This is a genomic window from Brachybacterium sp., assembly GCF_036379615.1.
Classification (GTDB): Bacteria; Actinomycetota; Actinomycetes; order Actinomycetales; family Dermabacteraceae; genus Brachybacterium.
This window is the reverse complement of record NZ_DASVGJ010000079.1, coordinates 37,979-62,971: the sequence shown is the minus strand read 5'-3', so window position 1 is coordinate 62,971 and position 24,993 is coordinate 37,979. Positions and strand designations below refer to the sequence as shown.

19 protein-coding genes, 1 tRNA gene and 2 pseudogenes are annotated in these 24,993 nt (G+C 70.5%); 7 read left to right on the top strand and 15 right to left on the bottom strand.

Annotation, left to right across the window (positions count from 1 at the left end; genetic code table 11):
* Window positions 1-494 (bottom strand): annotated as a pseudogene (locus VF289_RS19290) (HNH endonuclease); the annotation flags it as partial.
* A 684-nt stretch (window positions 495-1,178) separates the two neighbouring features.
* On the opposite strand from VF289_RS19290, the gene VF289_RS19285 reads away from it, so the two are divergent.
* The gene (locus VF289_RS19285; protein WP_330886087.1) at window positions 1,179-1,727 is read left to right on the top strand and encodes an NYN domain-containing protein; all 549 of its coding nucleotides are present in this window, start codon (window positions 1,179-1,181) and stop codon (window positions 1,725-1,727) included.
* A gap of 9 nt (window positions 1,728-1,736) precedes the next feature.
* Here the strand turns inward: VF289_RS19285 and VF289_RS19280 are convergent, their stop codons facing one another.
* The 14 genes and pseudogenes from VF289_RS19280 to VF289_RS19215 form a co-directional block, all read right to left on the bottom strand.
* On the bottom strand, window positions 1,737-2,582 hold the full coding sequence (locus tag VF289_RS19280; protein ID WP_330886085.1) for an alpha/beta fold hydrolase: 846 nt from the start codon (window positions 2,580-2,582) through the stop codon (window positions 1,737-1,739).
* Between the two features lie 7 nt (window positions 2,583-2,589).
* Window positions 2,590-3,707, bottom strand: a pseudogene (locus VF289_RS19275) (MFS transporter).
* Window positions 3,708-3,812: 105 nt separating this feature from the next.
* Complete coding sequence (locus VF289_RS19270; protein ID WP_330886083.1) at window positions 3,813-4,907, bottom strand: MerR family DNA-binding transcriptional regulator; 1,095 nt, start codon at window positions 4,905-4,907, stop codon at window positions 3,813-3,815.
* A gap of 59 nt (window positions 4,908-4,966) precedes the next feature.
* A tRNA-Leu gene (locus VF289_RS19265) sits at window positions 4,967-5,050 on the bottom strand.
* Window positions 5,051-5,180: 130 nt separating this feature from the next.
* On the bottom strand, window positions 5,181-6,599 hold the full coding sequence (locus VF289_RS19260; protein WP_330886081.1) for an amino acid permease: 1,419 nt from the start codon (window positions 6,597-6,599) through the stop codon (window positions 5,181-5,183).
* Between the two features lie 38 nt (window positions 6,600-6,637).
* Complete coding sequence (locus VF289_RS19255; protein ID WP_330886079.1) at window positions 6,638-6,880, bottom strand: hypothetical protein; 243 nt, start codon at window positions 6,878-6,880, stop codon at window positions 6,638-6,640.
* Window positions 6,881-6,983: 103 nt separating this feature from the next.
* On the bottom strand, window positions 6,984-7,265 hold the full coding sequence (locus VF289_RS19250; protein ID WP_330886077.1) for a hypothetical protein: 282 nt from the start codon (window positions 7,263-7,265) through the stop codon (window positions 6,984-6,986).
* Window positions 7,266-7,614: 349 nt separating this feature from the next.
* Entirely contained in the window at window positions 7,615-8,085 is a 471-nt protein-coding gene (rplI, locus tag VF289_RS19245; protein ID WP_330886075.1) for a 50S ribosomal protein L9, read from the bottom strand.
* Window positions 8,086-8,102: 17 nt separating this feature from the next.
* Window positions 8,103-8,339, bottom strand: a complete 237-nt coding sequence (gene rpsR / locus VF289_RS19240) for a 30S ribosomal protein S18 (RefSeq protein WP_330886073.1) — start codon at window positions 8,337-8,339, stop codon at window positions 8,103-8,105.
* Window positions 8,340-8,423: 84 nt separating this feature from the next.
* Window positions 8,424-8,981: a single-stranded DNA-binding protein gene (locus VF289_RS19235; protein ID WP_330886071.1), complete on the bottom strand. Its 558-nt coding sequence runs from the start codon at window positions 8,979-8,981 to the stop codon at window positions 8,424-8,426.
* A gap of 56 nt (window positions 8,982-9,037) precedes the next feature.
* Window positions 9,038-9,328 (bottom strand): 30S ribosomal protein S6, encoded by a 291-nt coding sequence (rpsF, locus tag VF289_RS19230; protein WP_330886069.1) that lies wholly within the window; start codon window positions 9,326-9,328, stop codon window positions 9,038-9,040.
* A 207-nt stretch (window positions 9,329-9,535) separates the two neighbouring features.
* Complete coding sequence (locus VF289_RS19225; RefSeq protein ID WP_330886067.1) at window positions 9,536-9,739, bottom strand: hypothetical protein; 204 nt, start codon at window positions 9,737-9,739, stop codon at window positions 9,536-9,538.
* A gap of 34 nt (window positions 9,740-9,773) precedes the next feature.
* Complete coding sequence (locus tag VF289_RS19220; RefSeq protein WP_330886065.1) at window positions 9,774-12,476, bottom strand: transglycosylase domain-containing protein; 2,703 nt, start codon at window positions 12,474-12,476, stop codon at window positions 9,774-9,776.
* Between the two features lie 224 nt (window positions 12,477-12,700).
* Window positions 12,701-14,116, bottom strand: coding sequence for a CCA tRNA nucleotidyltransferase (locus tag VF289_RS19215; protein WP_330886089.1), 1,416 nt, complete (start codon window positions 14,114-14,116; stop codon window positions 12,701-12,703).
* A 193-nt stretch (window positions 14,117-14,309) separates the two neighbouring features.
* Here VF289_RS19215 and VF289_RS19210 point away from each other — a divergent pair, with 193 nt between their 5' ends.
* From VF289_RS19210 to VF289_RS19185, 6 genes are all read left to right on the top strand, one after another.
* Window positions 14,310-16,664, top strand: coding sequence for a DUF6049 family protein (locus tag VF289_RS19210; protein WP_330886063.1), 2,355 nt, complete (start codon window positions 14,310-14,312; stop codon window positions 16,662-16,664).
* Entirely contained in the window at window positions 16,661-18,400 is a 1,740-nt protein-coding gene (gene murJ, locus VF289_RS19205; RefSeq protein ID WP_330886061.1) for a murein biosynthesis integral membrane protein MurJ, read from the top strand. The genes VF289_RS19210 and murJ overlap by 4 nt, the downstream gene beginning before the upstream one ends.
* Window positions 18,401-18,455: 55 nt before the next feature.
* Entirely contained in the window at window positions 18,456-21,281 is a 2,826-nt protein-coding gene (locus tag VF289_RS19200; protein ID WP_330886059.1) for a hypothetical protein, read from the top strand.
* Window positions 21,278-21,850 (top strand): hypothetical protein, encoded by a 573-nt coding sequence (locus VF289_RS19195; RefSeq protein WP_330886057.1) that lies wholly within the window; start codon window positions 21,278-21,280, stop codon window positions 21,848-21,850. Before VF289_RS19200 ends, VF289_RS19195 begins: the two co-directional genes overlap by 4 nt.
* A gap of 100 nt (window positions 21,851-21,950) precedes the next feature.
* The gene (gene trxB / locus VF289_RS19190) at window positions 21,951-23,012 is read left to right on the top strand and encodes a thioredoxin-disulfide reductase (RefSeq protein ID WP_330886055.1); all 1,062 of its coding nucleotides are present in this window, start codon (window positions 21,951-21,953) and stop codon (window positions 23,010-23,012) included.
* Window positions 23,009-23,509 (top strand): hypothetical protein, encoded by a 501-nt coding sequence (locus VF289_RS19185; protein WP_330886053.1) that lies wholly within the window; start codon window positions 23,009-23,011, stop codon window positions 23,507-23,509. Before trxB ends, VF289_RS19185 begins: the two co-directional genes overlap by 4 nt.
* Window positions 23,510-24,993: the final 1,484 nt, after the last annotated feature.

Here is a 24,993-nt window from a genome sequence, read left to right as displayed (position 1 = left end):
AGTGCGACCGCGACCGAGACCTGCTTGTCGAACGTCGCCGGAGAGATGGACGGCAGCTCCACCTCGGCGATCCGGGCATCGACCTGCCGGACCTGCTCCTCGCTCAGGCGCCGCACCCGGCGCACCAGGGAGCGATGCCAGGCCTCGGGCAGGTCCCCGCGGCGGAGGTACTCGAACGTCAGCGGCATCCACTCCACCGCGCGGTACGCGTCATGGACCTGCGAGGTGGCCTGGAGGTAGGAGCAGCGCAGCCCGGTCGCGATCTTCAACGCCGTCAGATCCGCATCCTCCAACAGGCCCTCCACCTCCGGATCCTCCCGGAAGAACACCGCCAACTGCCGCAGGTGCTGGGCGTAGAGACGAGCGCGCTGTCTCATCAGTCCGTGCAGAGATTCGACCCTGGCGGCTTCGATGGTGTCGGGCTCGACCTCTTCAACGACCCGCTCGCGCGTGAGCTCCTGACGGGCCCGGACCCGCCACTCCGGCAGGGCCACCGACGGCGCAACCTCGGACAGGGCATCGTCGAGACGACCCGCGAGACCAGAGGCAGCTCCAGCACCAGCGGCAGAGGTGGGAGCGGACCCGGACGAGGGACCGGTCGGCGAGGGCGGCGAGGGCGGCGAGGACGGCGCGGACTCAGAACGGGCGGACGAACCAGACCCAGACCCGTCGGCCGCACCATCGCTCTCGAACACCTCGGACCCGTCCTCGAACTCACCCATCACCACCACCCCCTACCAGCACTCGGAACACTCCCGCGAACCACCTGCGCGATAACCCCATTCTAATTCTCAGACACCCCTGAGCAAAGGGTCATCGAGAAATGGGGACGAATCTGTGGATAACCACGGACTGTGGAGGAACGGTCGCCTTGAGGCACGGACAGGGAGTGGGTCGCCGGGACTTCCCCGGCATCCATTCCCTCCTGCGACCAGCGAGCTTACCCCTCCCCACGCCGTACGGAACTCTCGAGCGACCTCCAGCAGAACCCAGGACACCCCGTCAATCCCCACGAAGAGAATGTGCATAACTAGCCTCTGTGGAGGAAACGACATTCTTGCCTTCCATACTGTGCATAATCCTGGGGATATCTCGCCCCGGCCCCGCGTCGGCCCGGCGCCATCCCCCTCCCGCTCCGCCGGGCCTCGCCCCACGCCGGAAGCGCGTAAGGTCGACCCATGACGGAACGCACCACGTACCTCCTGGTGGACGGCGAGAACATCGACGCCACTCTCGGCGTCTCGGTTCTCGGCCGGCGGCCGCAGCCCGAGGAGCGGCCTCGCTGGAACAAGCTCCTCCACCACGCCGAGATGTCGTGGCATCAGCCCGTGAAGGGTCTGTTCTTCCTGGCCGTCGAGGACAGCCTGCCCTCGGGCTTCGTCCAGGCGCTGATCGCGATGGGGTACAAGCCGATCCCGCTGCGCGGCGAGGGCAAGATCGTGGACATCGCGATCCAGCGCACCGCCGAAGCGCTCGCGTCACGGCCGGCGGACGTCATGCTGGTCAGCCACGACAAGGACTTCGCTCCCCAGATGGAGGAGCTGGCGGCATCGGTCGAGCGCCGCACCGCCATCATCGGCTTCCGCGAGTTCATGGCCTCCGACCTCCAGGACATCCCGGGGATCGAGTTCCACGACCTCGAGTACGACGTCGCCGCCTTCACCAGCCGCCTGCCGCGGGTGCGGATCATCGAGATCGACGAGTTCGATCCGCTCGAGTTCATCTGACCGGCAGGCTCAGCTTCGCGGCAGGCTCAGCACCCCGTCCACGAAGCCGATCACGTCGTTGATCACCTCGTCGCGGTTCGTCTCGTGGAAGATCTCGTGCTGGGCGCCCGGATAGGTCCTGATGAAGGTCCGGGGCCCTCGCAGCGAGAGCAGACCCTCCCAGCTGGCCGGGAGCGGGACCAGACGGTCGCCCTCCCCGTGCAGGTACAGCATCGGGTGCTCGCCCACGTCACCGGCCGCGGTGATCGTGCGCATCGCGAGCTGCAGCGCCTCGAGGGTGGGGCGGAGGAAGTCTCCGTGCCACACCAGCGGATCCGCGGCGTAGACCTCGCCCACGGCGGGATCCCGGGAGAGCGTGCCGGGGTCGATGGGGGTGGGCGGGATGTCCTCGAGCGCCAGCAGATCATCCACGGTCGCCCAGGAGCCGAGCACCGGGCCCGAGAGCACCGTCGCCGCGAGCGCATCGACGTGGAGCTGCGTGTACCGGGCGGCGATCAGTCCGCCCATCGAATGCCCGATCAGCACCACCGGCAGTCCCGGGTGCTGCGCGCGGGCGTGCTCGACCACGAGATGAAGATCCGCGACCACCTGCTCGTAGTCCCTGATGAGCACCCGAGGGCCATCGCTGCGGCCGTGGCCCGCGTGGTCCGCGGCGAAGACGGCGGCGCCGGCGGCATTCAGCTGGGATGCCACCCATTCGTAGCGGCCCACGTGCTCGCCGTAGCCGTGCGCGAGCACGGCGATCCAGGTGGGAGCGGGGTGAGGCCAGGAGCGGCCGACGAGCGCGCCCGCGTGACCGGCGAGGGTGAAGTCCGTGGCGTGGGCGTCGCTGCTCGTGTCCGCATCGTGGCTCATCCCCACATCATGCCCGGCGCGCCACGGGGAGGGGAGAGGTCACGAGGATCAGCGCCGCGGCGCCCATGCCCATGAGCGCGGCGAGCACGAGGGCCACGAGCCCGCTCCCCGGCCCGGCGAGCGCGGCGAAGGGGGCGTTGAGGAGCGCGGGCGGGACCAGCTGCACGAGGACCAGCAGGGACTGGAAGCGCGCCATCTGCTCGGCCGGGGCGAGCCGCACCAGCAACGAGGCGATCTGCGTGGTGAACAGCGCCGTGCCGGCCCCGATCAGGGCGCAGACCGCGATCGCGAGGGTGGCAGGCACGGGCAGGGCCAGCAGCAGCACGCCGGCGGAGGCCAGCAGCGGTCCGGCGATCATCGGGGTGCGCCGACGGGGTGCGCCGAGGATCGAGACGAGCAGGGTCACCGCGAGCATCCCGGCGGCCCACCCGGCGTCCAGGAGCCCGGCCTGGGCCGAGGTCCAGCCGCGCCCGCGGGCGAGCAGGGGCAGCACCACGCCGACGGTGGGGAGCACGGCGCCGCTGATCAGCGCCACGGCGGCGAGCAGCGGCCAGATCCGCAGCTCGCGGCGGCCCGGAATCCCTCTGCGATCGTGCCCAGCATGCTCCGACGTCTCCCCGTGGGCGCTGCGGCGTGCACGGGTCGCAGCGCGAGCAGCAGGGCGAGGACGATCACCATGAGGATCAGGGTGATCCCGACGACGGCGCCCAGGGACCAGCGGGCCACGGCCGCGCCGCCCGCCGCGACCCCGAGGGTGCGAGCGATCTGCAGACTGCCCGAGATCCGCGCCATGGCGCGGGCGAGCTGCTCCGGATCCTGCACGAGCAGCCGGGGATAGACCGACGCGGAGGGCTGATGGACCGCGTCGATCACGGCTCCGATCCCCGAGGCGAGCACGAGCAGGCCGGCTCCGGGCTCGCCCATCGCGGGCACCAGGAGGAGCGCGAGGAGCAGGATCCGGGCGGTGGTGGTGGCGAGCAGGGTGCGCCGCGGGCCGTGCCGGTCGCCGATCGCGCCGCCGAGCAGCACGAACAGCACCTGAGGGACCGCCGCGACGGTGCTGACCAGCGCCACCGTGCCCACGCCGTACGCGGTGGCGGACCAGATGAGGGCGAAGCCGAGCATGGGGCCGGCGATCCCGGCGAGGGAGGCGGCGAGCCACCAGAGGTGCAGAGCAGGGGTGGAGGAGAGGTTCACCCCCTCACGCTCAGGGTTCGAGCGACCTGAAGGTCAAGGCCGCATCGGCATCACGAGGCAGGTGAACGTGTCCTGCGACGGGGACAGCACCCGCAGGGGCGTGGTCTCGTCGACCACGGCGAGCACCACCTCTTCCGCCGGGCAGCGCTCCACGGCCGCCTCGAGCAGAGCCGCCTGGAGCAGGATCTCCGCCGGGGCGTCCCCGGTCTCCCGCGCCACCCAGCCCGTGAGCGTGCACGAAGGCTCCTCGAGCCGTCGCAGTCGCGCGACCGCTCCGTCGATCTCGAGGCGGAGTCTGAGCCCCACCTCGCCGCCGCCGCTCCATCGATGGCGGCTCGCGGTGAGGTCGAGCAGCGCGCACCGATCCACGCCGATCATCGCCCGGGCGGGCGGCTGGCTCGCGATCAGCCGGTCGAGATCCGGGACGGGTGTCCCGGCCGACGGCACCTCGAGCAGCAGGCTCCCGTCCGACCGGCGCACGGTGACCGCATCGTCGGCGATCTCCACCTCGAGCGTCCCCGCCGCCGCGCACCGGGAGGCCAGGCTCCGCGCGGCATCCACCGTGCTGACCAGGCGCGTCGGCGCGGAGTCGGTGGGCGAGGGCAGGAGCCGGTGGGCGAGCCAGTAGCGGTCCGTGGCGACCAGCGCGAGCCCGTCGGGGCCCAGGACCCACACCACGACGGCGAGATCCTCGGCGGCGGTCGTGGCGGCGGGGAGCACCTGGCGCAGGGCGTCGGCGAGGGCGGGCCCGGGGAGCGGCACGCGGGCCGACGGGGCGCCGGAGAGCTCGTCCCGCAGGGAGCGCAGTCCCGTCTCGAGCTCGGTGGAACGGCTGCTGTGCTCCGCGAGCAGCGCGTCGAGCACGGCGGTCCGCTCCGGGCCGACGGCGGCGAGGACGGAGCGCATCGCGGGGAGCGGCACGGCGGCGGCGCGCATCCTCTGCACCAGCACGCCCTGCGCGATCTGCTCGGGGGCGTAATAGCGATAGCCGGAGCGGGGATCGACGTCGGCCGGGACCAGCAGGTCGTTCGCGCTGTAGTGGCGCAGGGCGCTGGGCGGGATGCCGACGGCGCGGGCGAAGGTGCTGATCGTCAGGAGCCGCTGATCGGCCGCGTCGGAATCGTGCACGTCGGCATCATGGCATGAAAAACCCCGACTCACCTGGGTGAGCCGGGGAATCCCTGCGGTGCGCAAGGGGGGACTTGAACCCCCACGCCGTTTCCGGCACACGGACCTGAACCGTGCGCGTCTACCAATTCCGCCACTTGCGCGTATCTCCGGCACCGGGACTCGAGGCACCAAGACCGAAGGTTCCACCAGGTTACCCCTGCCGTACCTTCAGCCCAAACGCATCGAGCACACAGTAACGAACGCCACGTCGGCGGGCGGAGGACTCCCGGATCAGCGCATCGACTCGGCCTCGGCGAAGGCTTCCTCGATGTCGGCCGGGTCCATGCGACGCCGCGCGACGAGGAAGTACAGCACGGTCGCCGCGAGCACGGCAGGCACCCCCACCAGGGCTGCGATCTGCATGCTCGGCCGCACCGCGACGGTCGCGAACACGGCCGCGAGGCCTGCGAGCCCCACGAGTGCGGTGACGATGCCGCCGGGCATGCGGAAGGTGGCACCGACGATACGGCGGCGGCGGAACGCGATGAAGGTGCACAGGATCAGCGCCCACACCAGGATCACCGCGAACACCACCAGGCTCATCATGTAGCCGAACACGCCGCCCACGCCGCTGAAGGCGAGCAGCGCCGCCCCGAGCAGCCCCACGGAGCTCAACGCGATGCCCACCAGCGGCACGCTGCGGGCGGTGGTGCGGGAGGCGAAGCGCGGCGCGAGCCCGTCGGCCGCGAGGGAGTGGATCATGCGGCTGCCGGCGTAGAGGTTCGCGTTCGCGGCGGACAGCGCCGCGATGAGCACGAGCAGATTCGTGATGTGGGCGGCGCCGGGGATCCCGAGCTGGTCGAAGACCATCACGAAGGGCGAGGTCGCGACGTCCTCGCCGGATCCGGCGGCCGTCCTCCACGGCACCAGGCAGAGGACGAGACCGATGCAGGAGACGTAGAAGAAGGACAGGCGCACGATCGTGGTGCGGGCGGCCGTCCTGATCGAGCGGGCAGGGTCCTTCGCCTCGGCGGCGGTGATCGAGAGCAGCTCGATGCCTCCGAAGGAGAACATCACCACCGACAGCGCGATCCACACCGCGGCCCAGCCGTTCGGGGCGAAGCCTCCGTCGGACGTGAGCTCGGCGAGCCCGGGTGCGGGGGCGTCCGGCAGGCCTACGACCACGAGCACCGCACCCACCAGGATGAACACGAAGACGGCGATCACCTTGATGGAGGACAGGAAGAACTCGACCACGCCGAAGGAGCCGACGCTGGCGAGGTTGATCGCGATGATGACCGCGGCGAAGAGCAGGATCCCGGCCCAGATCGGGATGGCCGGCACCCAATAGGCGAGGTAGGCCGCGCAGGCGACCAGCTCTGCACCGGTGACGCACACGGTGACGATCCAGTAGAGCCAGCGCGAGATGTACCCCCAGAACGGGGAGAGATAGTGCGCGGCGAGGGTGCCGAAGCCGCCTCGGACGGGGTGGCGTGAGGCCATCTCCCCCATCGCCAGGGCGACGGTCGCGGCGATCAGGGAGCCGAGCGCGAAGGAGATGATCACGGCCGGCCCGGCGATGCCGATCGCCTCGCCGGAGCCGAGGAAGAGGCCGGTGCCCAGGGCCGAACCCATGGCGATCATCGCCATCTGACCGTGGCCGAGCGAGCGGGCCAGGCCCTGGTGGGAGGAGGAGTTCGGGGAGTTCACCCGTACGAGGATACGAGAGGAATCGGGCAGCGGGGCGCTCAGCCCTCCTCGCGGAGGCTCTCACGCACCGATCCGTCGAGGCCGGCGAGCAGCAGGAGCGTCGCGGGCACGAGGATCAGGAATCCGGCGTTCGAGACCCCGGGCAGCAGGGTCAGACCGAAGCCGACGGAGAACAGCACGATCGCGACCGCGATCAGCAGCGCGGAGGGACCCCGGCTGCGCGGCGGGCTGTGGCGGGCGGAGCGGGACAGCGGGCGGCGTGTGGGCTGGTAGGTCGTCATGCACAGACTCTGCCGCACCCGCACCTGCCAGCACATCCCTCGGAGGGAGGAGACAGCGGTGGAGATCGTCGGGGGCTCGGCCGACGAAGGTCGGCACCGACGGTCAGCGCCCTGCCCGGTAGGCGTCGATCGCGTCCTTGGCGTCCTTGAGCCCGGCACCGGTCTGCGCCCGGTACTCCTTGATCGCCTCGATCACCCGTCCCTCGGCGACCAGCGCGCGGCACCGCTGCGAGATCTGGGCGCCGTTCGCGTTCCGCAGGCTGCGCAGCTCCGCCTCGTCGACGCCGGCACGTTCGGCGAGCGTGCCGACGAGGCCCTCCAGCTCGTGCACCTGCCGCCGGAGATGGTCGATCTGCTTCTGCTGCAGTGCTGTGCGTCCGAACATGAGGGAACCCTATCCTCCCGCCGGGCTCATGGGCTCGGGCGATGCACCAGAGTCAGCGCCGCCGGGCTCGAGCCCTCCGTGAAGGTGGGATACAGCTGGACCTCGAACGGGATCCCTCCGACGTCCTGGGTGCCGACGCATCGCACTCCCGCGTGGCCGTTGTTCCCGCCGGGGATCCCCTCGCAGGTGTCGACCTGGTCCTTGACCCCCAGGCTCCCCTGGTCCGTGCGATGTCCTGCCGACGATAGCCCACCGAGGTGAACCCCGCGGTGGACACAGACGTGCCCCGCACCGGAACCGGTGCGGGGCACGTCTGTGAGGCGGGCGAAGGGGCCCCGGCCGAGCGGACTCAGACCTTGGCGGTGCCCTTCGCGGCGACGACCTGGACGACGAGGTTCGCGAAGATGTCCTCGTGCAGGCGGACGGTCGCCTTGTGCTCGCCGAGCGAGCGGATGGGCGAGACGAACTCGACCGTGCGACGGTCGATGTCCTTGTCGAAGATCGCCTTGACGCCCTCGGCGACCTCCTTGGAGGAGACCGCACCGAAGAGACGGCCGTTCTGGCCGGCGCGCTCGGAGATGACGACGGGCTTGGACTCGAGCGAGGCCTTCAGCGCCTGTGCGTCCTCGATGTTGGCGATCGCACGCTTGCCGCGGGCCGCACGGATCTGGTCGAGCTGACGCTGACCGCCCTTGGTCCACGGAGTCGCGAGACCGCGGGGCATGAGGAAGTTGCGGGCGTAGCCGTCCTTGACGTCGACGACATCGCCAGCGGCTCCGAGACCCGTGACCTCGTTGGTGAGGATGAGCTTGGTGGTCATGTGATTCCCTTCCTCGCTCAGCGACCGGAGGTCGCGTACGGCAGCAGGGCGATCTCGCGGGCGTTCTTCACGGCCTTCGCGATCTTGCGCTGCTCCTGGACGGAGACGCCGGTGACCCGACGAGCGCGGATCTTTCCGCGGTCGGAGACGAACTTGCGCAGCAGCGCGGCGTCCTTGTAGTCGACGGTCTCGACTCCCGCGGCCTTCAGCGGGTTCTGCTTCTTCTTCGGGGGCCGAAGTGAGGGCTTGGCCATCGTGGTGCTCCTTCTTTCTGAGGGGAGCCCGGGCATGCACCCGGGATGGAATGGATCAGTGTGGTGCGTCGATCGCCGAGGCGATCAGAAGGGAGGGTCGTCGTACCCGCCCTGGTTGCCGCCGCCGGCCCACGGGTCGGCTGCAGGTGCGCCCTGGGGGGCGTTGTTGTAGCCGCCCTGGCCGCCCTGGTTGCCGTAACCGCCCTGGCCGCCGCCCTGCGGCGCGCCCTGGGGGCCGCCGCCGAAGCCGCCTCGGCCTCCACCTCCGCCGCCGCCGCGCTGGACCTTGTTGGCCTTCGCGGTGGCGTACTTGAGGGAGGGGCCGATCTCGTCGACGTCCAGCTCGATGCTGGTGCGGTTCTGACCTTCACGGTCGGTGAAGGAGCGCTGCTTGAGGCGGCCCTGCGCGACGACGCGGGTGCCCTTCTCCAGCGACTCCGCCACGTTCTCCGCGGCATCGCGCCAGATGGAGCAGCGCAGGAACAGCGCCTCGCCGTCCTTCCACTCGTTCGACTGACGGTCGAAGGTGCGGGGGGTCGACGCGATGGTGAACGACGCGACCGCGACGCCGGACTGCGTGAAGCGCAGCTCGGGGTCCGCGGTGAGGTTGCCGATCACCGTGATGACGGTGTCATTCGCCATGGGTGCTCCTCTGCTCCGGGGTGGTGTGGGGTGGTGCGGGGGTCAGCGGCAGCTGGTCACTCGCCGTCGAGGCGCATGACCTTCGTGCGCATGACGGACTCGTTGAGCCCGAGCTGGCGATCCAGCTCCTGCGCGGTGGAGGACTTCGCGGTGAAGGTCAGGACGATGTAGATGCCCTCGGCCTTCTTGTCGATCTCGTAGGCGAACTTGCGCTTGCCCCAGACGTCGACGTTGTCGATGGTGCCGCCCTCGGTCGGGATGACCTGGACGAGCTTCTCGAAGGTTCCGGTGACGGTCCGCTCATCGACGGACGGGTCGAGGATGACGACCATTTCGTACTTGCGCATGTCTGGTACCCACCTCCTGTGGTCTCTGCGGCCACGGTCTCTCCGTGGCAGGAGGGTTCATGCCATCCGCTCGGGCATCGGCGATGCACGGCACGGACCGGCTCAGCCTACCCGTGCGCCGGGGAGTGGGCCAGAGGGCGGGGTCGGGTGCGCGACGCATCACAGGCGCACCGCACCGCCGGGAGAGACTCGCACCGCCGGGGGGCCTCAGCTGCGCGGCGGGCGGCCCATCGCCTTCCGGACCCGGGCGTACCAGCCTCCGGTGCTGATCCCTCCACGGATGCCGCCGCCGGCGACCACCCCGGCCGTGCGGCCCTGCAGCCGCGTCCCGCAGCGGTCGCAGAGCTTCCGTCCGGTGATCGACGTGTACGCCCTGCCGCGGATCTTCCTGCCGCACTGTTCGCATCGCATGCCCCGATGGTGCCATCCCGGCGAGGGGAGGCGGCTAGAGGACGTCGGTCGCGCCGTCGTCCCGTCCGCCGGAGCCCCGTCCGGAGCCGCCTCGGCGGCCTTCGCGGTTCTGGCCCTGGTCCTGGCCCGTGGGGGCGCTGGCCTCCTCCTCGCTCGCGGGCTCGGTGGGCTGGGTGTTCTCGTCGTCGCCTGACGGCTCCTCCGACGACTCCTCGCTCGGCTCGTCACTGGGCTCCTCCGACGGCTCCTCGCTCGGCTCCTCCGAGGGCTCGTCACTGGGCTCCTCCGACGGCTCTTCGCTCGGCTCCTCACTGGGCTCCTCCGACGGCTCCTCGCTCGGCTCCTCCGACGGCTCCTCCGTCGGCTCCGGCGGCTCGGGGGCCTCGGTGGTCGGCGGCGGAGGCGGCGGGGGCACGTAGCTGCGCTCCCGGTTCTCGTTCTCCAGCTCGACCTGGTCATCGAAGTAGAGCACCTCTTCCCCCTCGAGCGAGGTCGACATGATGTCCCCCCAGATGTCGGTGGGGTAGACGCCGCCGGTCATGCTCGTCGCACCGCCGAACGGGGTGAGGGACTCCTCGGAGCCGTCCTCGCCGGGCTGGAACATGCCCACGGCCGTGACCAGCTGCGGGGTGAAGCCCACGAACCAGGCGGAGCGGAACCTCTCGGAGGTGCCGGTCTTGCCGGCCACCGGGCGGCCGCCCATGACGCCCTGCAGGCTGCGGGCGGAGCCCTCCGTCGGCGGGCCCTGGAGTGCGACGGTCGCATTGATCGCGACCTCCTCGTCCATCACCCGCTCCCCGTCGTCCTCGTGCTCGTAGCGGGAGGAGCCGTCGGGCCGGGTCACCGACTGGACGACGTAGGCATCCCGGTGCACGCCCCCGGCGGCGATCGTCGAGTAGACCTCGCCCATCTCGGAGACCGTCGGCGAGGCGGAGCCCAGCACGTTGGAGGCGTCGGCGTGCAGACCGGGGGTCTCCTCCGGCAGGCCCAGGGACGTCGCGGTGTCCACCGTGCGCTGCGGACCCACCTCGATGTTCGCCTCCGCGTAGGCGGTGTTGATCGAGTTGGTGGTGGCCGTCTCGAGGGTCACCCGGCCGTAGTCGGTGTTGTTGAAGTTGTTGACCTCCCAGCCGCCGGGGAAGGACTTCGGGGAGTTCCCGTCCCAGCGGGAGTCCAGCGGATAGCCGTCCTCGAGCGCTGCGATGAGGGTGAAGGTCTTGAAGATCGACCCCGCCTGCATCCGGGACTGGGTGGCGTCGTTCTGCGCCTGCTCGACGTAGTCGGGGCCGCCGTACATGCCGCGGATCGCCCCGGTCGAGGGATCGATGGTCACGGTGCCCACGCGGTTGTTGTCCGGCCGGTCCTCGGGGAGGTTCTCGACGGCCTGGACGCTGTTCTCCTGGATCGACGGATCGATCGTGGAGACGATCGTGAAGCCGCCGGTGTTGATCTCCTCCTCGGTGAATCCCTCCGCGATCAGCTCGTTGCGCACCTGGGCCACCAGGTAGCCCTTGGTTCCGCCGAGCGAGTTCTCGCTGTTCGGCTCGACGGTCTCGGGGAACTCGAGGGCGTCGGCCTCGGCCGGCGTCATCTGCTCCTCGGCGACCTGCCGGGTGATCACGCGGTCCCACAGGCTCGTGGCCTTCTCGGTGTCGTTCGCGGGATCGTAGGTGGAGGGGCTGGGGATCACGGCCACCAGCAGGGCGGCCTCGGCGTCGGTGAGATCGGCGGCGTCCTTGCCGAAGTAGGCCTGCGAGGCCTCCTGCACGCCGTACGCACCGCGGCCGAAGTAGATGGTGTTGAGGTAGCGGGAGAGGATCTCGTCCTTGCTGAGCTCCTGGTCGATCTTCAGGGCCATGACCGCTTCCTTGGCCTTGCCCACGTAGGAGGTCTCGGTCCCCGTGTAGTAGCGCTCCACGTACTGCATGGTGATGGTGGAGGCTCCCTGGCGGGAGTTGCCCATGACGTTGTTGACCAGGGCGCGCACGATCCCGCGCGGGGACACGCCACGGTTCTCGTAGAACGTGTTGTCCTCGCTGGCGACGACCGCCTGCTTGATGTTGTCCGGGATCTCATCGGCCGGCAGCTCGGTGCGGTTGATCTCGCTGAACTGGCCCATCTCGGTCTCGCCGTCCGCGTAGTAGACGCGGCTGGTCTGGGCGAGGGCGAAGTCCGAGGGCTCGGGCACCTCGGTGTCGTTGTACAGCCAGGCGGCGAAGCCGAGCCCGGCCAGCACCATCAGCGCCATCGCCCCGACGATCAGGCGCAGCGACGGGAACCAGCGCCAGGGGTTCTTCGCCCCGGCGCGCGGATAGTTCAGGAAGTTCGTCGCGGCGGCCTTCTTCGTGGCGCCGCCCCTCGTGGAGCGGCCCGCGACGGCGGCGCTCGCGGCGACCCCGGCGTGACGCGCCCTCACCGAGGTGCGGCTGCTGGGCGACTTCGACGCTCCTGCGGTGGACCTCGCGGAGGACTTCGCGGCCGACGAGGCGCGCTTGCCCGACGTGGAGCCGGCGGCGCCTGCGGCTCCCGCGGCCGTGCTGCGGCCGGTGCGGCTGGTGCCCTTCGGGGCGGCAGGCTTGCCGCTGGAGGACGTGGACGGCGAAGAGTCGGGCGTCGAGGACCTGGGCGCTGAGGCGCGACGCACTCCGGCGGCGCGACGGGCACCACCGTTCGTCGGCTTGCTCGATCGGCGCGATCGATCCGACGAGCCGCGGGAAGAGCGTCGTGAATCGCTCATGGCTGCTCCTGGTCCTTGGGGGGCACGGACGGGCGAGGGCGCTGACCGAGACGATACCGGCGGTCACCCAGCCACTCAGTATGACCACGTCCGGTCCTGTGACGGAATGCCGCGGCGGCGAAGCACACAGGGTGTGCACGACCGGTGCGGCGCCGCTCACACCCCGTCGACCCGCCCGCACACGACCTCCACATCCGGCGGTCGCGCCCGCCGACGGACCGTGGTCAGGAGTCGGAACGGTCCGCCCACCAGGCGCGGAGCTCCCGGATCGCCCGCTCCTCGCCGAGTGGTCCGTGCTCCATCCGCAGCTCGAGCAGGTGCGTGTACGCCTCGCCGACCACTCGCCCGGGCGGCAGGTCGAGGACCTCCATGATGCGGTTCCCGTCGAGGTCGGGACGGATCCGCCCGATCTCCTCCTGTTCGGCGAGCTCGTCGATGCGGGCCTCGAGCTCGTCGTAGGCGCGGGCGAGGATGCGGGCCTTGCGCTTGTTGCGGGTGGTGACATCGGCCCGGGTGAGGCGGTGCAGGTGCTGCAGCAGGTCCCCGGCGTCGGTGACATAGCGGCGCACGGCGGAGTCCGTCCACGGCGAGTCGACGTAGCCGTGGAAGCGCAGGTGCAGCTCCACCAGGCGGGCGACCTTCTTGGTGGTGTCCTTGTCGAAGGTCAGCGCCTTCATCCGCTTGATCGTCATCTTCGCGCCGACGGTCTCGTGGAAGCGGAAGGTGACCACACCGCCCGCCTCGAAGCGGCGGGTGGCGGGCTTGCCGATGTCATGCATCAGCGCGGCGAGGCGCAGCACCAGGTCGGGGCCCTCGCAGGGGCCGTCGGATCCGGCCGGGCTCTCCAGATCGATCGCCTGGTCGAGCACGGTGAGGGTGTGCTGGTAGACGTCCTTGTGGTGGTGGTGCTCGTCCCGCTCGAGCTGCAGGGCCGGCAGCTCGGGCAGCACGTGCGCGGCCAGGCCCAGTTCGGTGAGCAGCTCGAGGCCGCCGCGGGGATGCGCGCCGAGCATGAGCTTGACCAGCTCCTCCCGGACCCGCTCGGCCGAGACGATCGTGATCCGCTCGGCGAGCTCCTCGATCGCGTCGGCCGTGGCGTCCTCGATCCGGAACCCGAGCTGGGCGACGAAGCGCACCGCTCGCATTATGCGCAGCGGATCGTCGGTGAAGGACTGCTGGGGGCCGACGGGGGTGCGCAGCACGGTGCGGGAGAGGTCCGCGAGCCCGTCGAAGGGATCCACCAGCTCGAGCGAGGGCAGGCGCACCGCCATCGCGTTGACCGTGAAGTCGCGACGGGACAGGTCGCCCTCGAGGGTGTCGCCGTACTCGACCTGCGGCTTGCGGCTGGTGGGGTCGTAGGACTCGGTCCGATACGTGGTGATCTCGACCTTCACCCCGTCGCGCACCCCGCCGAGGGTGCCGAAGTCCCGGCCCATGTCCCAGATCGCGCCGCCGGAGGTCCAGTCGCGCAGGATCGCCTCGGTCTGCTCCGGGCGGGCCGAGGTCGTGAAGTCGAGATCGGCGCTCGAGCGCCCCAGCACCGCATCCCTCACCGGCCCGCCCACGAGGGCGAGCTCGTGGCCCGCGGCCTCGAAGCGCCGACCCAGCTCGTGGATCTCCTCGGGCAGCGCCTGGAACATCGCACCGGCACGTCGGCGCGCGGTGTCGAGCCGCTGGGCGATGGCAGCGATCTCGTCGACGGGTTCGGTCACGGTGGGTCCTGTCCTGGGTCGGGGAGGGCGGTGCCGCAGCGCCGCATGAGCTGTGACGCAGCGATGTAGAGGTCTCGTGCACCTGCAGGCCCCTACGGTAACGGCCGCTTACAGTGTCCCCATGCCGTCCCTCCCGCTGCCCGTGCACCCGGTGCTCGCGGCTCTGCTGGCGGCACTGGTCCTCGCCTCATCAGTGCTGGTGAGCGGACCGGCGACCCTGCTCCCCGCCGCCCGCGCCGAGGCGGCGAGCGCATCCCCCGCAGCCCCGGCGGCACCGCCGGAGCAGGCGGAGGACGCGCCGGTGAGCATGGATCTCGTCTCCCTCACCCCCACCTCGCTCGCCCCCGGCGGGACCCTCGAGGCGCAGGTCGACGTGACGAACACCTCCTCGGAGCCGCTCTCGACCCTCGCGCTCGAGCTGCGCACGCGCACCTCCCGCGTCACCGAGCGGGGCGAGCTCTCCCAGTGGCAGTCGGACGCCTCCCCGGAGGCTGCCGGCACCGCCCTGGCGAGCTCGGAGCCCCACGAGGAGCTCGCTCCCGGGGACTCGACCAGGCTCACCGTCGAGATCGACGCGGAGGAGCTCGACTACTCCGAGGAGCCCTATTACTGGGGAACGCGCCGCATCGCACTGACCGTCGCCTCCGAGGACGAGCCGCTGTCCACCCTGCGCACCTTCGTGGTGTGGCGGCCCGACGACGTGGAGGAGGCGATCACCCAGTCCGTGCTGCTGCCCTTCTCGGCAGGGGACGCCGCGACCATGGTGACCGATCCGGAGGACTTCGCCGAGTCCGCCGAGTCGGGTCGGCTGGCCTCGCTGGAGCAGCTTGCCCAGCGTCAGGACGTGGACTGGTGGCTGGACCCGGCGCTGCTGGATGCGCCGATGTTGCCAGTGCCGCTCGAGGGCGAGGAGGCCCCCGGGGCCGTGCGCGAGTACGCCCCCGAGGCTCGATCCGCCGAGCTCGCCTCCGTGCTGCAGGAGGAGGTGGGCGAGCGCACCGTGATCGCCATGCCCTATGCGCAGGCGGACACCGTCAGCCTGGAGGCGGCCGGCGCCGACCTGCTGCGCGATGTGGTGCGCGATCACGGCCAGCAGGCATGGAATGACGCCGGGATCGTGCCGCGCGCCTCGGCGCAGCGCCTCGATCCCGCCTCCACCGATGCTGACACCCTCGAATCGGTGCTCGCGGCCGACGGCACCGCCGCGGTCCTCCCCTCGAGCTCCCTGCGTGCGGATCCCGCCTCGTCCGTGACCCCCAGCTCCATCGGGGTCTACCCCTCCTCCCGCACCCAAGGGGATCCGCTCACGCTGCTCGCCCCGGATCCCGTGCTCTCCTCCGAGTTCTCCCTGCTCACCGCCGATTCCGACGCCGAGCAGACCCGCCAGCGCCTGCTCGCGGAGACCGCGACGATCGCCTCCGAGTACGCGACCGCTCCGCGACACCTGCTGATCTCCCCGTCGGCCGAGACGGTGCTGGACCCGGAGGCCACCGGCGCCGTGCTCGACGCGATGGCCGAGGCGCCCTGGATCCGCAGCGGCAGCACCGGCACCCTGCTCGATGCCGCCGAGGACCAGTCATGGACCACCGCGCCCCGCGGCGGGGACGGGGAGCTGTACGCCCTGGGTCGTCTCGACGGTGCGGCGGTGCGTCCCAGCGGTCCCGCCGAGGACGGGAGCTGGACGCATCTGGAGAGCGCCGAGGATCCGCAGCTGCTGGACCCGCAGGCCCTCACCGAGCTCGAGAGCTCCTGGCGGGAGATCGACACCCTCGCCGTCGCGATGGAGGACGACACCTCCCTGGAGGCACCGCGCCGCGAGATCATCGGCGCCACCTCCCTTCACTGGCGCGGCGAGCCCGAGGTCCCGCAGGCCCGGGCTGAGCACTCCGCGGGCGTCACCTCTGGGCTGCGCGACCGCATCCAGGTGGTCCCCGCCTCCGGATACAACGTGATCTCTGACGAGGCGAGCGTCCCCATCACGATCAGCAACGACCTCGACACCTCCATCACCGCGCAGATCGAGGTCACCTCGGACAAACCGCTGGTGCAGGTGGGAGAGCCGGTGAAGGTCGAGGTCCCCGCCCGCGGGCAGGTCGACGCGTCCGTGCCCGTCGAGGCGATCGCGAACGGCACCGTCACCCTCACCACCATCGTGAGCACCGAGGAGGGCGCGCCGCTGACCGCCCCGGTCGAGGTCCCTCTGACCGTCAACCCGTCGTGGGAGAACTGGACCACCCTGGTGCTGGTCATCGCGATGGGACTGCTGGTGATCGTCGGGGTCGCGCGCGCCCGACGCACCGGGGCCTCCACCCGCGCTCCGGCCGTCCACGGCCCCGAGGACCCCGAGGTGCTGGTGCGCACGGGCCGCTCCACGGTCGACACCCGGCTCACACAGGACGTCTGGGACAGACCTGACCCTGACCCCGCCCCCACTGCTGACCCCGACGCCGGCCCGACCGAGGAGGACCGCCCATGAGCACCGCTCGACGTGTCCACCACATCCCTCGTCACCGACGCCGCGGCGCCCCTGCGAGCCGCTCCACCCTGCTGAAGGCGAGCGTGGTGATGGCCTCGGGGTCGATGGTCTCGCGGCTGCTCGGCTTCGTGCGGAACTTCCTGTTCGGAGCGATCCTCGGCGGCTCGATGTCCTCGGCCGCCAACGCCTTCAGCGCGGCGAACACGCTGCCCAACACGATCTGGCTGCTGGTGGGGGGCGGCACCCTCAACGCGATCCTGGTCCCCGCGATCGTGCGCGCCGTGAAGCGCCCGGATCGGGGCAGCGACTACATCTCCCGCCTGATGACCCTGGTCGCCGCGGTGGCCCTCGGGGTCACCGCCGTCTGCCTGGTCGCGGTGCCGCTGCTCCTGACCCTCACCAGCGGCCTGCTGCCCCCGGCGACCTATGCGCTGGCAGTGCAGCTGGGCTACTGGATGATGCCGCAGATCTTCTTCTCGGCGCTGTACGTGATGTGCGGGCAGCTGCTCAACGCCCACGACTCCTTCGGGCCGTACCAGTGGGCTCCGGTGGTCAACAACCTCGTGGGCATCCTGGGCGCGGCCCTGTTCCTGGGGCTGTGGGGCACCGTCGGCGATCCGAGCGTGTGGACCCTGTCGATGATCGTGGCGATGGCTCTGATCAACGTGGGCGGCTCGGCGGCACAGGTGCTGTTCCTGTTCTGGTACGTCAAGGGGCTGGACCTGCAGCTGCGGCCCAAGTGGGGACTGCGCGGGCTGGGGCTGGGCAAGCTCAGCCGCATCGGGCTGTGGTCGCTGGGGATGCTGGGCCTCGGCCAGCTCGGCATCTGGGCATCCCGCTGGGCGACGGGCGGTGCGGTCCGGATGACGGAGCAGTACCAGGGACAGCCGGAGCTCGCAGCCCGCTACCCGGCGCTGCTCACCATGGAATGGGCCTACCTCGCCTTCATGATCCCGCAGGGGATCATCGCGGTCACCCTGGTCACCGCCGCCTTCCCCTCCATCTCGCGCAGCGCGGCCGATGACGACCACGCGGGCGCCCTGGCCCGCTACAGCGAGACCAACCGGATGCTGGCCGTCCCGATGATGCTGTGCACCGCCGTGTTCGTCGCGCTCTCGGGGCCGATCATGTGGGTCATCGGCGGCGGCACCGGAGAGATCGGTGCCCGCGCCAACGGCACGGTGCTGGTCGCCTACATGCTCGGGCTGGTCCCCTTCGCCTCTCTGTACCTGATCAAGCGGGTGTTCTACGCCTACGAGGACGCCCGCACCCCGTTCATCGCCCAGATCCCGATCGCAGCGATCACGATGCTGTCGGTCCCGATCATCCTCACCCTCGTCGATCCTCAGCACGCGGCGATGGCCGCCGCGGGCTCCACCAGCCTCGGCAACCTGGCGGCGTGGGTGCTGGGCATGTGGCAGCTGCGCAGGCACGCGGCCCGGCACGGCACCGCCGCGCCGAGCACGCTGACCGGGGTGCTGCTGTTCGCCAGGCTGGCGGTCTCCGCTGTGCTCAGCTGGGCCGTCGGCACCGGACTGGTGGCGCTGGCCGGGGACCTGTTCTGGTCCCATCGGGCGATGGCGGTGCTGCTCGGTACGCTGGTCGCACTCGTGATGACCGTCGTGTTCGGGGCGATCGCGTACCTGCTGCACGTGCCCGAGATGCGTCAGCTGGTGGGCTCCGCGAGGAGACTGCTGAACAGGCTGCGACGCCGGGGGGCGACGGCGACCTCGTAGCATGGACGATGCACGTGACCGGCGCACCGTCGCCGGACAAGGAGAAGGACGGTCCGTGAACTCGAACCCACAGCCGGATGCACTGCGCTCCCGGTGGACGCTGGAGGGGAAGATCCCCCTGTCCGGCGTCGCCGACGGCGCGGCATGGCGACGCGCCCGCTCGATCGCCACCGGCGAGGACGTGGTCCTGTTCATCGTGCAGGGCGAGACCGCCCTGGAAGCGGCCGACGCGGTACGGCGCGCCTACCTGATCGAAGATCCCCACCTGCTGCCCGTGCAGGACATCGTCGTGTTCGATGATCCCCGGGAGACGTCCTCACCGCAGCCGGCCGCGGTCTCCGAGGACGGTCCCACGACCGTCGTCGAGTACCCCCTGCCGCCGGCACCGCCGCTCGCCGCCCTGCTGACCGAGGGGCCGCTGCACCCCGAGACCGCCCGCGCGATCATCGGGGAGGCGGCGACCGGCCTGGAGGCCGCCCGGCGGCGCGGAGTGCGCCACCAGTTCGTCGACTCCAACCGGGTCTTCGTGGATCCCCGGTCCGGGACCGTGGTGATCCTGGGCATCGGTGTCGAGGCCGCGGCGCACCAGGGCCTGGACAGGTCCCGGGAGACCGCCTCCTTCCAGGACACCGCCTCCCTGGTCGCCCTGCTGTATCGGGCCCTGACCGGCCGCAGTCCGCGCCATGACGCCAGTGGTGACGTGCCCCTGCCCTCGACGATGGTGGACACCCACATCCCCGAGGATCTCGACCTGCTGTGCGATCTGGTGCTCAACGAGTCCGGTGACGAGATCCCCGAGACCACCCGAGGGCTGATCGAGGCTCTCCAGCCCTGGCAGTCCATCCCCGTCACCCTCGAGGCGTATTCCCGGGACGGCCGGCACTCCGGGGCCGAGGCTCCCGTGCCCTCTCAGGAGGCGCCCCCCGCGCAGACGGTCACTTCCTCGCCGGAGGCGACTTCCTCGCTGGAGGCCACTTCGTCGCAGGCGGTGCCCTCCCCGCAGGCGGCGCCTTCCCCGCAGGACGAGGAGAAGAGGATCCCGGAGGACGGTCGCGACGCGGACGGCCTCGAGAGCACCTCGATGATGGCCGCCGTGCCCGAGCAGGGGTCGGAGGATGCCGGTCCGCCCGACGAGGACACCGTCGTGCGCACGCCTCGGGCCGCAGCGGATCCGCACAGCGCCGCCGGCACCGACGCCGCCGAGGCCACCACCGCGGACGCGAAGGCAGACGCAGACCGAGACGCTCGGTCGGCCGACGCAGACACGAGGGAAGGGACGTCGGCCGCCGCGGCCGGGATGGCTGGGGTGACCGGGGCTGCCGGGGCAACCGGCCTCGTCGCCACGTCCGTCGGCCGGGATCCTGAGGTGGAGCGCGACGGTGCCCCTGCGGGGGAGGCCGTCGGCGTGGTCCCGGGGGCGACCTCCTCGCGGGACCAGGACGGCCCGCCGGAGGAGGACTCCCCGCGTGCCTCCCAGGAAGCGAAAGCACTGGTGGAGGAGCTCCACCTCGATCAGAAGCGCGACACCAGCCCGTTCCCGGGACACCTGGACATCACGCTCCCGACGCGGCCTCAGCCGGACCCCGAGGGCGACAGACCCGAGGACGACGGAACGGCAGCGGGAGCCGGTGCAGCACCGGGAACAGAAGTGGCTGCAGGGGCCGGCGCCGTCGTGGCCGCGGGCGCAGCCGGAGCAGCGGCCGCCACGACCGGGGACCGCTCCGCGCACACCGCCGATGCGCAGTCCTCCGACCGGGCCCACCTCTCGGCGGGCACCCCGGCCACCGCACCCGGTGACATCCCGTCCCGCAGCTCCGGCACCCACTGGCCGCTCGGTCTCGCCGAGGGCGGGGAGCAGCCGTTGGCACCGCAGCCCTCCCCGGACGCGTCCGGGGACCGTGCACAGCAGCCCGGTCCGGGACCGGAGACCTCGGTGTCGACGCCGGACTACTCAGCGCCCACGCCCTCCAGCCCCGTCACGCACAGTGCGGGGGAGGCTGCGACCGCACCGGTCGCCGTCGCCGGACGGACGGCTCCCATGGCGCCGGTGCGCGAGGACGGACCGATCGTGATCCACGGTCGCGACCGCTCGGTGCTCGAGGAGACACCGGAGGAGACCACCGTGCCCTCCACCCGCAGCTCGCTGCTGCGGGACGTGGTCGGGGTCGCCGTCGACAACGATGCCCCCGAGACGTTCACGCTCGGGCCCCGGGACCAGGAGAAGCGCTCGCTGCAGTCGCAGTGGATCATCATCGGCGGTGCCATCGTCGTCATGATCGCGCTGGTCGTCGCCCTGACGTCGATCACCAGCGATGTGCGCGACCTCCTCGAGGACCCGCTGGCGACCTCCCAGCCGCCCACCTCGCCAGCACCTGAGGAGGAGACCGGCGAGGCACCCGTGGAACCCACGGCGGAGGCGACCGAGGACCCCGCCCTCCCGGCTCCCGAGCTGGAGAGCATCGAGATGGTGGCACCGGCCAGCGACCTGGAGCCGGACAACGTCGATCAGCAGGACCGGATCACCGACGGAGATCCCGCCACGTACTGGTCCACCAAGCATTACGGCAGCCCCGACTACGGCGGTCTCAAGGAGGGGGTGGGGCTTCGTCTGCACTTCGCCGAACCCTCGACCTTCACCTCCGTCACCCTCACGACGGCGCTCAACAACGGCGGCAGCGTCGAGCTGAGGGCCGTGAACGAGGACGGCACCTTCGGGGACGTGCTGGCCACCGGGGAGTTCGTCGCCGACGGCGAGGTGCGCCTGGATGCTCCCGAGCCGGTCGAGGCCGAGGAGGTCGCGCTCTGGATCGCCGAGCTCCCGCCCGACAGCAACGAGAGCGGCCGCTTCCGCGCCCGCATCGCGGAGATCCGGGTCGAATGAGCTCCGGGTCCGGATCTTCGGGCCGTCCGCCCGGTCCTGCACAGGGCGAGCGCCGGTCCCGCTTCGGCACCATCCTCGGCATCCCGGTGCCGCTGATCATCGTCGCCCTCCTCGCCTCGGGCCTGCTGGGGGTGCAGCTCGCAGGCGCCCTGTCGCAGTCCACCGACAACGGCGCGGGCTCCACCGCCACCTCCGTGGACGCGGCGAACGGGTCCGGGAAGAATTCCGGCGGCGCTCCCGTTGTCACGGAGACGACTCTCGGCACCGAGGTGCAGCGCCTCATCGACACCGGCACCATCCAGCCGATGACGAGCTTCGATGCCGCGCAGTGCCTGCGCGCGCTGGGGATCCAGGAGTCGATCCTGATCATGGAGGAGGTGGCGTGGGGCGGCGAGGAGACCTCGGGCTGGTTGCTCGTGCACGGGCCGCTGGATCGCGAGACCCTGCGGGCGAACGGCGGCGTCGTCTCGGCCACCGTGGTGCTGCCCACCTGCGGAACCAGCGAGGACGATCTCACTCCTGCGCAGAACCGGATCTGGTCCGGGGACGTGATGATCGGCCCCCTGTGACCTCGTTCCCCTCCCCATCGCTCACGCCTCGCGCTCTGCTCCATACTTGTCGACGGTCCTCCCGCTGACCGACCGACCTCTCCACGGAAGGACATCCTCCATGTCACAGCCCATCCAGGCACTCAACATCCTCGGCGGACCGACCCCCGTCGCCCAGACCGTCCCCGTCGAGGCGACCGCACAGGACGGGACCGTCCATGAGGTCGTCATCGTGGGATCGGGTCCGGCCGGTTACACCGCCGCCATCTACACCGCCCGCGCGGAGATGAAGCCGATCGTGATCGCCGGCGCCCTCGACGCCGGTGGGGCCCTCATGACCACCACGGACGTCGAGAACTTCCCGGGCTTCCCGACCGGCATCCAGGGCCCGGAGCTGATGACCAACCTCCAGGAGCAGGCCGAGCGCTTCGGGGCAGAGGTCATCTACGAGGACGCCGTGGACCTGCAGCTCGACGGCGAGATCAAGACCGTCACGCTCGACGACGGCACCGTCTACCGCGCGAAGTCGCTGATCATCACCACCGGCTCGGCCTACCGCAAGCTCGGGATCGACGGCGAGTCCCAGCTCTCCGGCAAGGGCGTCAGCTGGTGCGCCACCTGCGACGGGTTCTTCTTCAAGGATCAGGAGATCGTGGTGGTCGGCGGCGGCGACAGCGCCGTCGAGGAGGCCACCTTCCTGACCCGCTTCGGCAAGTCCGTGACCCTGGTCCACCGACGCGACGAGCTGCGTGCTTCCAAGATCATGGCACGCCGTGCCGAGGCGGACTCGAAGCTCAGCTTCGCATGGAACAGCGAGGTCGTCAGCATCAACGGTGACGACAAGGTCGAATCCGTGACGCTGCGTGACACGGTCACGGGGCAGGAGCGGGTCATGAGCACCTCGGCAGTGTTCGAGGCGATCGGGCACATCCCGCGCACCGACCTGCTGCGCGGCAAGCTCGAGCTCGACGACGAGGGGTACATCGTGTGCAAGGGGCGCACCACCTTCACCTCGGTCCCCGGCGTCTTCGCCGCGGGCGACGTCGTGGACCACACCTACCGTCAGGCCATCACCGCGGCCGGCACCGGCTGCCAGGCCGCACTGGACGCCGAGCGCTGGCTCGCGGACCAGGCCGCCGGTATCAGCACCGACGAGGTGCTGGTGGAGGCCCAGGCCAGGTGACGCACGACCCCTCGGGGCAGGGAACGGGCGAGGGCAGCGTCCCCGGCCGGGCCGAGATGGTCCCCGCCGTCGTGCTCTTCAGCGCACCGTGGGCGGGACCGTCCCGTCCGGCGCCCACGGTGCTGCGGGAGCTCGCTCGTCGGTGGGGGTCGACCACGCACGCCCTGTTGTTCGAGGATCCGTCCGAGAAGGACCTCGACCGCTGGGGAGTCGACGTGCTGCCCACCTGGTTCCGTCTGCTCCCGGCCGACACCGCATGGACTGGAGTCGAGCCGAAGGCTGCTGCCACAGCGAGTGATGGCCAGGCCGGTCTCGGCGATGCGACCGCCCCGGAGTCGACAGCGGGAACGCCGCAGTCTCTGATCCTCTCCGAGCTCTCGGGACATGGTCCCGACGGGGCGGAAGTGCATCTCCCTGGTCCGTGGACCGTGGTGCATCGCCGCGAGGGAGCGCAGCCCAAGCACGTCGTCGACACCGAGTTCGGTCCGAACGCCTGAGCATCCTCCGATTCAGGCCTGTCCCTCGGCCAGACTGACAGCACAGTTCGCAGGGATACCGCTGACTGTCAATTCACCTAGGACGCCACGCTCCGACGTGGAACAACGTCGTTGTGCACATCGTCGTCCACAACTGTTTCCACATCAGTGCACAGCTCCATCCACACAGTTATCCACAGTGCGCTGTGGACAGCCTGCAGGCTGGCGCGGTCCCTCCCCATGGCAGAAAGGTCTCTGACCTGCGTAAACGCAGATCGCCCAGTGCATGAGCGGGAGACGTGTGACGACACTCTGCACAGCGGACGCGGCTGCGCGGTTTTCTGAACACTCGTCAGCTCGTAGTTGTCCACATACTTACGCACAGTGTGCACGACGTGACGAGGACGAGCGCGTGCGACGTGAGAGCCTCGGTGCAGCAATGTCTCCCGTCGATCGGGATCGGCACGCTGCGCGAGAATCGACCGCCTCTCCTCTGTCCCCATACAGCGGCTCGTTTTCCGTGGACCCTCAGTTCTCTGCACGGAGCGGCCGCAGGCCGCCCGACCGTCCAGTCGGCCACCGGGCGCCGGGCACCGGGCACCGGGCACCAGGCACCAGGCACCAGCTACCGGCCGTTCACTAAGCACTACGGTCATTGCCTGGGCGACCCCCGGCCGGTCCCCGGAGTTTGTCGTGAAACATCGACACAAGGGGAAGCGTTCAGTGGGCCTTGCTTCGGGCCATCTAGTCCCAAGAACTCGTCAGACGCGCGGACACGGGACTGAGTGACGGTGCCCTGAGAGCGGATCCGGTGTAGTGCTCTCCGGCTTGGCATTGGTGGTTTCGCGTGGAACCACAGGGAACGACGTGCTCACGGAGCACCGCGAGCTCCGAACACCTGGTGACCAAGCGAGGAGCGCGGCTGCCGCCCGCCCGAGCGTCGCGTCACTAGACGCGATTTCGTCGTCGTTTCACGTGGATCTTCGACGCCGCATACCCCTGCTGCTCGGCTGCAGTGTCTCAGCACACGGGGCAGCCCCCTGGCTCCCGCCGAGCAACCGTCAGCCACCACAGCTGTTGGGTGTCCGGGTCTCCCGTGGAACGCTCTGTGCGCTTCGGTGGCCACGGGCACTACGCAGACGCGAACACGATCGGTTCTCAGCACTGACAGGCCTCTAGTTCTCACGGTTTCCCGTGAAACGCTCCCGATCAGTGCGTGGGCAATCGTCGATACGCCAGTCACCTAGCCGTACATAGGAGCATCGCAGGCAGACCCCTGATGAACGACTGTTCCTACTGCTTACGCCCTGCACGGACCGATCGACGACGCTGGGCCCGATCGACGACTCGGCATGCCATAAACCCTCGTAGCGTGTGCTGCTCGAGCACAGGGGCTTAAGGCGTCCGGTTCACCTATCAAGGTGGGAACAGAAGAATCATGTTTCCCGTGGAACATCCACGTCGTAACCGGCGAGCGTCGACCCTGCGGCACCGTGACGGGGAGC